The 12,571-nt window shown below is 71.0% G+C and carries 12 protein-coding genes and 2 tRNA genes; 5 read left to right on the forward strand and 9 right to left on the reverse strand.

Annotated elements, in window-relative coordinates; translation table 11 throughout:
- Nucleotides 1-47: 47 nt before the first annotated feature.
- A tRNA-Lys gene (locus AB0P17_RS21155) sits at nt 48-121 on the reverse strand.
- A gap of 205 nt (nt 122-326) precedes the next feature.
- Here AB0P17_RS21155 and AB0P17_RS21160 point away from each other — a divergent pair.
- From AB0P17_RS21160 to AB0P17_RS21175, 4 genes are all read left to right on the forward strand, one after another.
- Complete coding sequence (locus tag AB0P17_RS21160; RefSeq protein WP_365813102.1) at nt 327-1,676, forward strand: peptidoglycan-binding protein; 1,350 nt, start codon at nt 327-329, stop codon at nt 1,674-1,676.
- Nucleotides 1,677-1,699: 23 nt separating this feature from the next.
- Nucleotides 1,700-3,451, forward strand: a complete 1,752-nt coding sequence (locus tag AB0P17_RS21165) for an SPFH domain-containing protein (protein ID WP_365813104.1) — start codon at nt 1,700-1,702, stop codon at nt 3,449-3,451.
- Nucleotides 3,452-3,653: 202 nt separating this feature from the next.
- Complete coding sequence (locus AB0P17_RS21170) at nt 3,654-4,241, forward strand: lytic polysaccharide monooxygenase (protein WP_365813106.1); 588 nt, start codon at nt 3,654-3,656, stop codon at nt 4,239-4,241.
- 381 nt (nt 4,242-4,622) lie between these two features.
- The gene (locus AB0P17_RS21175) at nt 4,623-5,114 is read left to right on the forward strand and encodes a phospholipase (RefSeq protein ID WP_365813107.1); all 492 of its coding nucleotides are present in this window, start codon (nt 4,623-4,625) and stop codon (nt 5,112-5,114) included.
- Between the two features lie 82 nt (nt 5,115-5,196).
- Here the strand turns inward: AB0P17_RS21175 and AB0P17_RS21180 are convergent.
- From AB0P17_RS21180 to ehuB, 6 genes are all read right to left on the reverse strand, one after another.
- Nucleotides 5,197-5,270, reverse strand: a tRNA-Lys gene (locus AB0P17_RS21180).
- Between the two features lie 69 nt (nt 5,271-5,339).
- Entirely contained in the window at nt 5,340-6,098 is a 759-nt protein-coding gene (locus tag AB0P17_RS21185) for an IclR family transcriptional regulator C-terminal domain-containing protein (protein WP_365813108.1), read from the reverse strand.
- Nucleotides 6,099-6,300: 202 nt separating this feature from the next.
- On the reverse strand, nt 6,301-7,074 hold the full coding sequence (ehuA, locus tag AB0P17_RS21190; protein ID WP_365813110.1) for an ectoine/hydroxyectoine ABC transporter ATP-binding protein EhuA: 774 nt from the start codon (nt 7,072-7,074) through the stop codon (nt 6,301-6,303).
- The gene (gene ehuD, locus AB0P17_RS21195) at nt 7,064-7,717 is read right to left on the reverse strand and encodes an ectoine/hydroxyectoine ABC transporter permease subunit EhuD (RefSeq protein ID WP_365813112.1); all 654 of its coding nucleotides are present in this window, start codon (nt 7,715-7,717) and stop codon (nt 7,064-7,066) included. The genes ehuA and ehuD overlap by 11 nt, the downstream gene beginning before the upstream one ends.
- On the reverse strand, nt 7,714-8,406 hold the full coding sequence (gene ehuC, locus AB0P17_RS21200) for an ectoine/hydroxyectoine ABC transporter permease subunit EhuC (protein ID WP_365813113.1): 693 nt from the start codon (nt 8,404-8,406) through the stop codon (nt 7,714-7,716). Before ehuC ends, ehuD begins: the two co-directional genes overlap by 4 nt.
- Complete coding sequence (gene ehuB, locus AB0P17_RS21205; protein WP_365813174.1) at nt 8,403-9,281, reverse strand: ectoine/hydroxyectoine ABC transporter substrate-binding protein EhuB; 879 nt, start codon at nt 9,279-9,281, stop codon at nt 8,403-8,405. Before ehuB ends, ehuC begins: the two co-directional genes overlap by 4 nt.
- 131 nt (nt 9,282-9,412) lie before the next feature.
- On the opposite strand from ehuB, the gene AB0P17_RS21210 reads away from it, so the two are divergent.
- The gene (locus tag AB0P17_RS21210; RefSeq protein WP_365813115.1) at nt 9,413-9,910 is read left to right on the forward strand and encodes a DUF3830 family protein; all 498 of its coding nucleotides are present in this window, start codon (nt 9,413-9,415) and stop codon (nt 9,908-9,910) included.
- A gap of 60 nt (nt 9,911-9,970) precedes the next feature.
- On the opposite strand, the gene AB0P17_RS21215 is transcribed toward AB0P17_RS21210, so the two are convergent.
- Both AB0P17_RS21215 and AB0P17_RS21220 read right to left on the reverse strand, forming a co-directional pair.
- A complete protein-coding gene (locus tag AB0P17_RS21215) occupies nt 9,971-11,482 on the reverse strand; it encodes an amidase (protein ID WP_365813117.1) in 1,512 nt (503 codons plus the stop codon).
- A 16-nt stretch (nt 11,483-11,498) separates the two neighbouring features.
- The gene (locus tag AB0P17_RS21220) at nt 11,499-12,449 is read right to left on the reverse strand and encodes a D-2-hydroxyacid dehydrogenase (RefSeq protein WP_365813119.1); all 951 of its coding nucleotides are present in this window, start codon (nt 12,447-12,449) and stop codon (nt 11,499-11,501) included.
- Nucleotides 12,450-12,571: the final 122 nt, after the last annotated feature.

Consider the following 12,571-nt stretch of genomic DNA (forward strand, 5'->3'; position numbering starts at 1 on the left):
CATGAGTGAAGCCCCTTCACAAGCTGTGAAGGGGCTTCCACTCTGCGTGCGCCGCCAGGGACTCGAACCCCGGACCCGCTGATTAAGAGTCAGCTGCTCTAACCAACTGAGCTAGCGGCGCCTGCTGACCTGGAGAACTCTACCCGACCGCGGGGGGTGGCTCCGACCAATTGATGGCCGTTACGGCCTGTCGGATTGTCCTTTCTTACCGTTGATCCGTCAAAATGCGATTTGTCCGCACAGTTGACGCACCCGTGCCTGTGTCGCCGGGTCGAAAGATCTTGAACGAAGAGATTCGTGATGAGGATGAGTGTGGAGGGGATCGCATGATCGTCCCGGCCTTCGAGGAGTACGAGCCCGCTCCCGACTGTCCCTGCGCCGGGTGCGCCGAGCGGCGGCGTGATCTGGCCAAAGGCGTGCCCGTACGGTCCGGCGGCCACCCGGCGGCGGGCGCCGCCCGGCGGGCGCTGGTCCTGATGACCGCCGCCGGGGTCGCCCTGGGCGCGACGGGGGCCGAACCGGCGCGCGCGGCGGGCGCGGCGTCCGCCGTGGCCTTCGACCCCGACCCGGAGAGCCCGCAGGGCGGCAGCGGGCCCCTCCACGGGCGCCCCCTGCCGGGCCCGGGCGCCAGCCGGCCGCCGGCGGAGCCGCGCGCGTCCACCCGCGCCGAGATCATCAACCGCGCCAAGCTGTGGGTGGCCACCGAGGTGCCGTACAGCATGGAGAAGTACTGGTCGGACGGGTATCGCCAGGACTGCTCCGGCTATGTCTCGATGGCCTGGAACCTCGCGGGCAACGAATGGACCGGCAGCCTCGCCAAGTTCGGCGTACGGATCGACCGGGAGGAGCTGCAACCCGGCGACATGCTGCTCTTCCACAACCCTGCCGACCCGAACAAGGGGTCGCACGTCACGCTCTTCGGCGGCTGGAGCGACTACACGCACACCTATTACCGGGCGTACGAGCAGACCAAGCCGAACGCCCGTGCGCAGTCCACGCCCATGGCGTACTGGGAGAACAACAGCCGCTACATCCCGTACCGCTACAAGGGCCTCGTCGAAGCGCCCGACGGCAAGGGCCCGGGGGCCGGTACGGGGGCGGCGAGCGGCGTGTCCGCGACCTTCCCCGGGGCGGGCGCCTTCCGCCCCGGCGCCCGCAACACGTACGTCACCCAGCTCGGCCGGATGCTGGTGGAGCGCGGCGGCAAGCGTTTCTACTCCCAGGGGCCGGGACCGGGGTGGGGCGACGCCGACCGGCGGGCCACCCGGGCGTTCCAGCTCGCGCAGGGCTGGCGCGGCGCGGCGGCGGACGGCACCCCCGGCCCGGGGACCTGGCGGCTCCTGGTGAAGGGCCTCGGGAAGAACATCCCGCCGCGCCACCAGGGTGGCACCTCCGGCGGTGGCCACGGACGGCCGCCCGGCGGCGGAACGACCACCGCGCCGGCGTTCCCCGGGAGCGCGTACTTCCGGCCCGGCCGCTCCAGCCCGTACGTCGCCCAGCTCGGCCGGCAGCTCGTGAAGCGGGGCTTCGGCCGGCATTACGCCACGGGGCCGGGCCCGCGGTGGACGGAGGCCGACCGGCGCAATGTCGAGGCGTTCCAGCGGGCCCAGGGCTGGCGCGGCGCGGCGGCCGACGGCTACCCCGGCCCGGGGACCTGGCGGCGACTCTTCGCATGACGGACACGAGGATGACGGTGACGATGACGACGACCACCCCGACCGGCGACGACCCGACCACCCCGACCACCCCGACCACCCCGAGCGGCCCGAGGGGCCCGCGCGCGCAGGGCGACGAGGACGGCCTGCGCGGGCTGTTCACGGTACGCCCCGAGCCCGCGCCACTGCCGGAGCCCGCGCCCGCTCCCTCGCAGGAGTCGGCGCCCTGCCCGGCGAGCGAACCCGAACCCGGGCCCGGGCCCGGGCCTGTGGCCGTACAGGAGACGGAGACGGAGGGGCCGGGTGAGCCGGGGGAGGGCCTCCCTGTGAGGACCACCGGCCCGGACAGCGTGAAGGCGGACGCCGAGGACCCGGTGGGTGCCGAAGGCCCGGTGGACGCCGAGGACCCGGTGGGCGCCGAAGGTCCGGCGCGCACCGCGGACCCGGCCGGTCCCGCCGGCCCGGCGGTCACGCCGGACGTCGCGCCCACGCCGGACGTCACGGAGGTCACGGCCCCGGCGTCCCCGCCCCGGGCCGCCGACGAGACGTGGCTCGCCCCGCCCCGGGCCGCGCGCCCGGTGTTCGAGCTGGAGCCCGGGGCCTTCGGCCGGGGCAACGGGGTCTCCGTACGGTCCGCGCGTCCCGCGCACCCCGGCGACCGGCCCCGCTGGAGCCCGCTCATCGTCGGCGAGGCCACCCACGAGATCCCCGTCCACCTCCTCTTCCGCGACGAGCCCGGTACGCACCCGCAGGCGCGGCCGGTCGCCGGAGGGCCTGCCCGGCCCACCGTCGTCGGGCGGCGGCGCGGGACCGGCGAACAGCCCCGGATCCGGCACGTTCCCGCGCCCGCGCCGGCGACCGCCGTCCCCGCGCGCGCCGCGCCGCCCGGCGACGCGCACCTCACCGAGCGCCCGGGGCCCGCGCTGCCCGGCTCGGCCGCCGCGCTCGTCGGCCTCGCCGCGCTGCTCGGGTGCGCGGCCGTGGTCTGGTGGGCCGGGGCCCTGCCGGGCGCGGTGACGGAGGCGCTGCGGCTGCCCTCGTTCCCGTACGACGGCATCGGCCTCGGCGAATGGGCGCTGCTGGCGCTCGGTGTGACGGTCGCGCTCTTCGCCTTCGGCGGGCTCGGCCGCGGCCAGGTCGGCCGGGCGTGGGTGCTGACGCTCTTCGGCGACTACCGGGGGAGCGTGCGCCGTACGGGACTGCTCTGGGTGAGCCCGCTGCTGCTGCGCCGCCGGGTGGACGTACGGCTGCGGCACTGGCGCAGCGAGCCGATGCCCGCGGTCGACGCGAACGGTACGGCGCTGCGCGTCGTCGTCCTCGTCGTCTGGCGGGTGCGGGACACCGTACGGGCGGCCCTCGGTGTCCAGGACCACGAGGAGTACCTCCGCGAGCAGGTCGAGGCGGCGATGGCGCGGGTGCTCTCGCAACTGCCCGCCGACGCGTTCCACCACGAGGCGCCGACCCTGCGCAACGCGGAGGCGGTCGGGGACGCGCTGACCCGGATGCTGTCGGCGGAGTGCCGGCCCGTCGGCGTCGAGGTCTTCTCCGCGCAGCCGACGCGGATCGAGTACGCGCCGGAGATCGCGGCGGCGATGCAGCGCAGCCGGATCGCGGCGATCGACGCCCGGCAGCGGGATTCCGTACTGACGTCGGTGGTGGACGCGGTGGACGACACGGTGCACCGGCTGACGTCGCGCGGCCTGGTCGAGCTGGACGACTACGAGCGCAAGGCGTTGGTGAAGGACCTCACCGTCGCGTTCTACACGGGCCGGCAGGGGGCGGCGGAGCAGATCTGAGCCCGGCCACGAGGGTGGGAGACGGCGGGGAGACGGCTGAGCGATGATCGGTCGATTGGTCTGGACCGCGTTGTGTACTTGTTATGGACACGACCAAAAATCCTCCATACTCTGGGATTTGGTCCAGACCAACAGTCGTTCTCCTTCTGCGCGCGCGTGCGGTACGGCTCACCGAACTCCCCCACGTTCTCTGGAGCGAAGCATGCGAAAGAAGATGGGCGCGGCCGTCGTCGGCCTCGCCGTCACCGCCGTCTCCCTGCTCGCCACCGGCAGCGCCAGCAGCCATGGCTACACCGACTCCCCGATCAGCCGGCAGAAGCTCTGCCAAAACGGCACCGTCGCCGACTGCGGCAACATCCAGTGGGAACCGCAGAGCGTCGAGGGGCCCAAGGGCTTCCCGGCGGCCGGTCCCGCCGACGGCTCCATCTGTTCCGGCGGCAACGGCCAGTTCGCGCAGCTCGACGACCCGCGCGGCGGCGCGTGGCCCACCACCAAGCTGACGAGCGGCCAGAGCCACACCTTCCGCTGGCAGTTCACCGCCCGGCACGCGACGACCGACTTCCGGTACTACATCACCAAGAACGGCTGGAACCCGTCGCAGAAGCTCACCAGGGCGGCCCTGGAGACCCAGCCGTTCCTGACGGTTCCGTACAACAATCAGCAGCCGCCCGCCACGCTCTCGCACTCGGGCACCCTCCCGTCGAAGTCGGGGCGCCACGTCATCCTGGCGGTCTGGACGATCGCGGACACGTCGAACGCCTTCTACGCCTGCTCCGACGTCCAGTTCTGACGGTTCTGACGGTTCTGACAGGTCTGGCAGGTCTGGCAGGTCTGGCAGGTCTGGCGGTTCTGATCCACGCGTGACCTGACCCGCCGCTCGGTCCGGCCTTCTGGCCCGGTCCGACGGCGGGTCAGTTCGTGAAGACTTCGGGAGTGCGGCGCGGGTCGCCGGGGAGCCAATCGGGCAAGTGCGGACGGACCGTCAACAGGCGCCGCTCCCAAGGGGCGTGGGAACGCCAGAGGGGTTTTCATGTGGCTGGAATTGGGGCACCATTCCCGCGTCGGTCATCGCGCGTAGACCCGTGCGACAGCCGTGGAGTTCACGCTGTGGGCGCTCCGTGCCAACCCAGTCATGGAGCGTCTCCCCCCATATGCCCGGAGGTTTTCCGTCATGCGCAGACGTCTGGCACTTCCTCTCGCAGCAGCCGTACTCGCCCTCCCCCTCACGCTCCTGACGGCCGCTCAGGCCACCGCCGCACCGGCCGACAAGCCGCAGGTGCTCAGCAGTTGGACCCAGGAGAGCGCCGCGAGCTACAACTCCTGGGTCGCGGCCCGTGGCAACCAGGGTGCCTGGTCCGCCTACGGCTTCGACTGGTCCACGGACTACTGCTCCTCCTCGCCCGACAACCCGTTCGGCTTCCCGTTCGCCACCTCCTGCGCGCGCCACGACTTCGGCTACCGCAACTACAAGGCGGCCGGGCAGTTCGACGCCAACAAGGCCCGGCTCGACTCCGCGTTCTACGCGGACCTGAAGCGGGTGTGCTCGGCCTACTCGGGTGCGACGAAGACGTCCTGCGACGCGACGGCGTGGACGTACTACCACGCGGTGGACATCTTCGGCGTGGACGGACAGAAGGGCGGCGGCGCGAAGGGCGCGGCCTGAGCCTCGGCCGGTCCGACCTGATGTGATCTGACATGAGCATGAGGAAGGCCCCCCGCTCGCGCGAGGGGCCTTCCCGTGTCGGTGCGCCGCCAGGGACTCGAACCCCGGACCCGCTGATTAAGAGTCAGCTGCTCTAACCAACTGAGCTAGCGGCGCCTGCTGACTCGAAAATAATACCCGGTGTCCGAGGGTGCTCGGCACCAGCGCTTCCGCCCTTCCCGGGGCTCAGATCGTCAGGGCCAGCGCCACCGGGGCCGCCCTGCGGTTCAGCGTCTCGGCCGCCGCGCGCAGCCGGTGGGCGTGTTCCAGCGGGAGGGAGAGGGCGAGGCAGCCGACGGCGGAGCCCGCCGTCAGCGGGACGGCGGCGCAGACCGTGCCGACCGCGTACTCCTGGAGGTCCAGTACGGGGACGGTGGGCGGGTGGCCGTCCAGCCGGGAGAGCAGCAGCCGCTCGCTGGTGATCGTGCGGGAGGTGAACCGCGCGATCTTGTGGCGGGCGAGGTGTTCCTTGCGGCTGCCGTGGTCGAGCTGGGTCATCAGGCACTTGCCGATCGCGCTCGCGTGCGCCGTCGTGCGGAAGTCCACGTACTCGTTGACGGCGGGGGTGAGGGGGCCTTCGGAGACCTGGGTGATCCTGATCTCGCCGTCGACGTACCGGCTGACGTAGATGGCCGCGCCGATCGCGTCGCGCAGCTCGGCGAGGGTGTCCTGGAGCCGGGTTTCGAGGACCTGCGCCCGGTCGGCGCCCGAACCGAGCAGGGTCAGCGAGTCGCCGATCACATACGCCCCGTCCGCCGCCTGCTCCACGTATCCCTCGCGGCGCAACATGGCGAGCAGCGGCGCGAGATGTCCGGCCGGCAGCCCGCTCTCGCTGGCGATCCTGGCGGCGGTCACCCCGCCGCTGTGCCGGGACACCGTCTCCAGCACGCGCAGGACGTACCGCACCGAATGGAACGGGGCGGTCGGCTCCGGCTTCAGCACCACGGTCCCCCCTTGGCAGGTTGTTACCGCAAGCTCACCACCACGATAGCCGTCAAGGGTGGGAAAGAGGGGCGCTGTTGACCACCGAATTCGGCGCGGCCCAGGTCGCTGTACTGGGCCGCGCCACTCTGGCATATGCCAGAGGCATACTTCTTCAACAGAGTGTGAGACCGGGCGCAGGTCAGCGAGGCGCTCCGGCGGGCGCTCAGAGCACCGCGCCGAGGAACTCGCGCGTACGTTCGTGCTCCGGGTCCGTGAAGATCTTCTCCGGCGGCCCCGACTCGATGACCTTCCCGGCGTCGAACATCATCACGTCGTCCGAGATGTCCCGGGCGAAGTTCATCTCGTGGGTCACGCAGAGCATGGTGATGTCCGTGGTGCGGGCGATGTCCCGCAGGACGTCCAGGACCCCGGCGACCAGCTCCGGGTCGAGCGCCGAGGTGACCTCGTCGAGCAGCAGGATCTGCGGCCGCATCGCCAGCGCGCGGGCGATGGCCACGCGCTGCTGCTGCCCGCCGGAGAGCTGGGTCGGCTTCGCCGCGCAGCGGTCGCCGAGCCCGACGAGGTCGAGCAGTTCCCGGCCGCGCTCCTCCGCCTCGTCCTTGTCGAGCCCGAGCACCCGGACCGGTGCCTCGGTGACATTGCGCAGGACATTCATGTTGGGGAAGAGATTGAACTGCTGGAAGACCATTCCGATGTTCTTCCGCACTTCGCGCACATGCTTCTCGGAGGCGGGGAACAGTTGGTCGCCGTTGATGGTGATGACGCCCTCGTCGGGTTTGACCAGCGTCATCAGCAGCCGCAGGATCGTGGTCTTGCCCGATCCCGAGGGGCCGACCAGTGTGACGTGCTTTCCCGGCCGTACGGAGAAACAGAGGTCGTCCAGCACGGTGTTCGCGCCGAATCTCTTCGTGACGTTCTTGAAGCGGATCAACTCGGTGTCGGAGGCGGTCTGCGGGGGGATTCGGTCAGCGGACAAGACGACGCTCCAGGGCTCGCATGAGAAGGGAAGCCGGATAGGCGATGAGGATGAAGGCGACACCGACCACGGTCAGCGGCTCGGTGTACTGGAAGGTGGCCGCGCTCTCCAGCCGGGACTGCTGGAGCATTTCCAGCACGCTGATCCCGGCGAGCAGCGGGGTGTCCTTCAGCATCGAGATGACGTAATTGCCCAGCGCCGGCACGATGCGCCGGATCGCCTGCGGCAGGATCACCGCGATCCAGGTCCGCCCGACGGGCAGACTGAGCGCGGTGGCCGCCTCCCACTGACCGACGGGCACCGCGTCGATTCCGGCCCGGTAGACCTGTGCGGTGTACGTCGAATAATGCAGCCCGATCGCGATCGTCCCGGTGGTCAGCCCGGAGAACTGCACCCCCCACTCGGGCAGGACGAAGAAGAAGAAAAAGAGCTGGACGAGCAGCGGCGTGTTCCGGATGAACTCGGTGACGACATTGACCGGCCACCGGATGAAACGCGTCGGCGCCCGGAATCCGATCGCCCAGACCAGCCCGAGAGTGAAGGAGAGGAGCGAGCCGAGGACGAGCACCTGAAGGGTGAGGAGCAGCCCGTCCCAGAAACGTGGCATGAAGTCCGCGACGGCGGACCAGTCCCAGCTGTTCATCGGGCGCCTCCCGCAGTCCCCGGCGTACCCGGTGTCATGGTGATGCCGATGCCGGCTTTCGTCTTCCGCTCAAGCGCCTTCATGCCGCGCGTGAGGACGAACGCGAGCACGAAATAGATGACCAGCGTGATCGAGTAGATCTGCGCGCTGTCCTGGGTGGCCAGCCGCACCAGATAGGCGGCGAACGACACGTCGGCCACCCCGAGCAGGGAGACCAGCGCCGTGCCCTTCAGCAGTTCGACGAGGAGATTGCAGAACGTCGGGATCATCTCCGGTATCGCCTGCGGCAGCAGGATCAGCCGCATGCGCTGCCACGGCGTGAAATTCAGGGCGATGCCCGCCTCGCGCTGCGCCGGGGCGACGGAGTTCAGGGCGCCGCGCACGACCTCGGCGCCGTACGCCCCGTACGACAGGCCGAGGGCCAGCACGGCGGCCCACATCGGGACGAGGGCCCAGCCGAAGAGGCTCGGCATGACGAAGAACAGCCAGAACATCAGCACCAGTGCCGATGTGCCGCGGAAGACCTCTGTGTAGAAGCCCGCGAGAAAACGGACGGTGCGCGAACGGTGCGTACGGGCGATTCCCACGGCGAATGCCACGAAGGTGGCGAGCGCCGCGCTGTACAGGGTGAGCTGAACGGTGATCCAGACACCCGGCAGCACCCAGTGGGTCCAGAGGCCGGCGGTCATGCGCACAGCTCCTCTGCCGTCAGGGTGGTCATCTCCGACTCGGTGAATCCGAACGGCTTGAGAATGCGGAGCAGTTCGCCGCTCTTCTTCATCTTGTGGATCTCGACGTTGAAGGCGTCCCGCAGAGCGGTGTCGGTGGGACGGAACGCGAAACCGCCGCCGTCGACCTTCTTCTCGCCGTCCACGAGCGGCGCGAACGGCTCGGTCGCCTCGGCCCTGCGGCTGTTCTTCACCACTTCGCGCCCGGTCAGCGCCGTACCGGCGAAGACGTCGACCCGTCCCGACTCGACGGCGTTCAGCCCGGCGACCGGGTCCTGGAGAATGACGATCTCCTTCTCGGGTATCCCGGCGGATATCGCGTAATCGATCTCCGCGTAGCCGGTACCCGTGGCGAGTTTCGCCTTCGTGCGCACCACGTCCTGATAGGAGAGCAGCTTCTTCGGGTTTCCCTTGCGGACGATGAACGAGTCCAGCATCTGGTACTCGGGGTCGGCGAAAACGACCTGGCCGCACCGCTCGGCATTGATGTACATCCCGGCCGAGACGACATCGAACTGCTGCGAGTTGAGCCCCGGTATCAGGGAGGAGAAGTCCGTCGCGACGGGCTGCACCGAGCCGATCCCGAGCCGCTTGAAGATGACCTTCGCCAGCTCCACCGCCTCGCCGGTGAAATCGCCCTGGTCGTTGATGTACCCGTACGGTGCCTCGCCCGCGATGCCGAGCCGTACGGTGCGCTGCGATTTCAGCCGGGCAAGGGTGTCACCCGTCGGAACCCTGCCGCATCCGGCGGCGCCGAGCGCCCCCGCCGCGCCCAGCACCGCTGTACCCAGAAGCAGGGAACGTCGGCGTATGTTCCGATTTGGCGGTCTTTCCATGGTGTTCTCAGGTGGTGAAGCCATGGGCGCGCGGCTACCCGACTCCATACGGGTTATGCATATGGATTTGAGCCGATCTCGTGCGGCCCTCGTGCCCTTGACTCGGCGGACCGGACGAGGACGATGAGGACATGACCGATCGATTTGTCACCGTGTCGTTGGACAAGCGCGGCGTGCACTGCACCGCGAAACTCCTGGACGACCGCGCCCCGGTCACCTGCGCCGCGGTGTGGGAGGCACTGCCGCTGGGCTCGGACGTGTACCACGCGAAGTACGCGCGCAACGAGATCTACGCGCTGTTTCCGGCCTTCGCCGCCGAGGAGCCACCCCTCGAAAATCCGACCGTGACCCCGATCCCCGGGGATCTGTGCTATTTCACCTTCTCCGACACGGAGCTGGGCACGGCGTCGTACGGCTACGACGAGAAGGCCACCGCGGGCCGCCGCACGGTCGTGGACCTCGCCCTCTTCTACGAGCGCAACAATCTGCTGATCAACGGCGACATGGGGTGGATCCCCGGCATCGTCTGGGGCAGCGTCGTCGACGGCCTCGACCGGATGGCCGACGCCTGCCAGGACCTCTGGCGGGCGGGGGCCATCGGCGAGACGCTCAGCTTCCGGCGCGCGTAGGGGACCGGCCTGTGGGCGGGCGGACCGGCGGGCGGGCCGCCGGTCCGGTGGCTCAGGCGCTCAGCCGGCCGCGGGGGCCGGGATCCGGGCCGCCCCCGACTCGTACAGCGCGTGCGCCGCGCGCAGCACCAGCTCGTCCGCGTGACGCGCGGCGACGATCTGCACCCCGATGGGCAGCCCGTCCCCGTCCACCCCGCACGGCACCGTCGCCGCGGGCTGCTGCGTCAGGTTGAACGGGTACGTGAACGGCGTCCACGCCGTCCAGCGCCGCTGCCCCGAACCCTTCGGGGTCTCCACGCCCGCCTCGAACGCGGTGATCGGCAGCGTCGGCGTGACCAGCAGGTCGTACGAGGTGTGGAACCGGCCGAGCCGCCGCCCCAGCTCCATCCGCGCGTCCACCGCCGCCAGATAGTCCAGCGCGCTCCGCCGCTCGCCGTCCGCGACGATCTCCCGCAGCCCCGGGTCGAGCTCCTTGCGCTGCTCCCTCCCGAACGGCGCCACCAGCCGCGCCGCCCCCGTGAACCACAGCGTGTGGAACGCCTCCACCGGGTCGCTGATGTTCGGGTCGGTCTCCTCGATGTACGCGCCCAGCTCGGCGAGCCGGCTCACCGCCGCGCGTACCGCCGAGGCCACCTCGGGGCGCACCGCGACCTGACCGCCGAAGGACGCGGAGTACGCCACCCGCAGCCCCTTCACCCCCTTCACCCCGTCCGCCAGGGTGTCCCGCGCGGGCCGCGCCGGGGCGAGCTGCGACCAGTCCCGCCAGTCGGCGCCGCTGATCACGTCGAGGAGCAGCGCCGCGTCCGCCGCGTCCCGGGTCATCGGCCCGGCGTGCGCCAGCGTGCCGAAGGGGCTCGACGGATAGAGCGGTACGCGCCCGTACGTCGGTTTGAGGCCGAAGATCCCGCAGAAGGACGCCGGGATACGGACCGAGCCGCCGCCGTCCGTGCCGAGGGAGAGCGGCGCCGCGCCCAGCGCCACGGCCGCCGCGCTGCCGCCGCTGGACCCGCCCGAGGTGCGGGAGACGTCGTACGGGTTGCGCGTCACCCCGTTCAGCGGCGAGTCCGTGACGCCCTTCCAGCCGAACTCGGGGGTGGTCGTCTTCCCGACGAGGACCGCGCCGTGCTCCCGCAGCCGCGCGACCGCCGGCGCGTCCTCGTCCCACGCGCCCCCCGGCCGGACGGCCCGGGAGCCGCGCAGGGTGGGGCCGCCGCGCTGGAGGAAGAGGTCCTTCACCGAGACCGGTACCCCGTCGAGCAGCCCCCGCGGCTCCTGCCTGCGCCAGCGCTCCGCGGACTCCGCCGCCTGCGCCAGCGCCGCCTCGGAGTCCACCCGTACGAACGCGTTGACCAGCGGCTGCACCTCCGCGATCCGGTCCAGTACGGCACGGGTCGCGTCGACGGGGGAGAAGTCGCCCCGCGCGTAGCCCGCGAGCAGCGCGCGTGCGGTGAGGTCGGTGAGGCGGTTGGGGCCGTCCGTGGCCGGCCGGTCCGTGGCCGGCCGGTCCGTGGTCGCTGGGTCCGTGGTCGTCCGGTCCGTAGCTGTGTGATCCCTGGTGCCGCCGTTCGTCATGTGGCCTCCGATGCGATCAGTCCTGCATGGGGACGTACCCACGTTTCTTGTCCACCACGTTGGGAAGCGGCTTTCCGGCCACCCACAGCTCGTACAGATCGACGAACTGCGCGCCGAGACGGTCGCGCCAGCCGACCGTGTCACCGCTCATGTGCGGGGAGACGATCAGCCCGGGGACGTCCCACAGCGGGCTCAGCGGATCCAGCGGCTCCTGGTCGAAGACGTCGAGCGCCGCGCCCGCGATCCACCGCTTGGAGACCGCGGCGACCAGATCGTCCTCGACGACGAGCTGGCCGCGCCCGACGTTGACGAACCGCGCCGACGGCTGCATCAGCCCGAACAGCCGGGCGTCGAACATGCCGCGCGTCGCGTCGGTCAGCGGGGCCGCGCAGATCACCCAGTCCGCCCGGGTCAGCAGCCGGTCGAGCTGGTCGGCGGCGTACACACCGGGGCGCGCGGTGCGGCCCGTGACGGCCACCGTGACGCCCAGCGCCCGCAGCGTACGGGCCACGGCCCGGCCGATCGGTCCCGCGCCGACCACGACGGCCCGGCTCTCCGCGACACGCAGCCCCTCCCGGTGCTGCCAGCGGCGCCGGCCCTGGAGCTCCAGCGTGCCGGGCAGGTCCTTGGCCATGGCCAGGACGAGCCCCGCCACGTACTCGGCGATCGGCTCCTCGAAGATGCCCCGCGCGTTGGTGACGACGGTCTCGGAGGCGACCAGTTCGGGGCAGAGCAGCCGGTCCACCCCCGCGCTCGCGGTGTGCACCCAGCGGGGCCGCGCGCCCGCGCCCGGCCAGGCGTCCCGTACCGCGTCCGAGGTGAAGTCCCAGACGAGCAGGGCGTCCGCGAACGGAAGCCGCTCGGCGAGGCCGTCCGCGTCGACCGAGGTGATCCTGGCCCGTCCCGTGAGCCGGCCGAGGCGCGGCGGCGGGTCCGCCCGCAGGACGAGGAGGGTGGGTGGTGGCATGGGGAGCAGCCCTTCTGCCGGGGCCGTTGCACCAGGTGGGAGCGGTGCGCGGGCCGAGCGGGATTTCCCGTTGGAAAATTCCGTGCAACGTCTGAGATGTACTGATTGACCACGCTTGCATC

The organism is Streptomyces sp. NPDC088124, from assembly GCF_040685895.1.
Lineage (GTDB): Bacteria > Actinomycetota > Actinomycetes > Streptomycetales > Streptomycetaceae > Streptomyces.

Bases quoted from the DNA above. Each gene is read 5' to 3' on its own strand.
- AB0P17_RS21210 (WP_365813115.1), top strand. From the start codon at position 9,413: ATGACCGATCGATTTGTCACCGTGTCGTTGGACAAGCGCGGCGTGCAC.
- ehuD (WP_365813112.1), bottom strand. From the start codon at position 7,717: ATGAACAGCTGGGACTGGTCCGCCGTCGCGGACTTCATGCCACGTTTC.
- AB0P17_RS21160 (WP_365813102.1), top strand. From the start codon at position 327: ATGATCGTCCCGGCCTTCGAGGAGTACGAGCCCGCTCCCGACTGTCCC.
- ehuC (WP_365813113.1), bottom strand. From the start codon at position 8,406: ATGACCGCCGGCCTCTGGACCCACTGGGTGCTGCCGGGTGTCTGGATC.
- AB0P17_RS21170 (WP_365813106.1), top strand. From the start codon at position 3,654: ATGCGAAAGAAGATGGGCGCGGCCGTCGTCGGCCTCGCCGTCACCGCC.
- AB0P17_RS21175 (WP_365813107.1), top strand. From the start codon at position 4,623: ATGCGCAGACGTCTGGCACTTCCTCTCGCAGCAGCCGTACTCGCCCTC.
- ehuB (WP_365813174.1), bottom strand. From the start codon at position 9,281: ATGGAAAGACCGCCAAATCGGAACATACGCCGACGTTCCCTGCTTCTG.
- AB0P17_RS21215 (WP_365813117.1), bottom strand. From the start codon at position 11,482: ATGACGAACGGCGGCACCAGGGATCACACAGCTACGGACCGGACGACC.
- AB0P17_RS21220 (WP_365813119.1), bottom strand. From the start codon at position 12,449: ATGCCACCACCCACCCTCCTCGTCCTGCGGGCGGACCCGCCGCCGCGC.
- AB0P17_RS21165 (WP_365813104.1), top strand. From the start codon at position 1,700: ATGACGACGACCACCCCGACCGGCGACGACCCGACCACCCCGACCACC.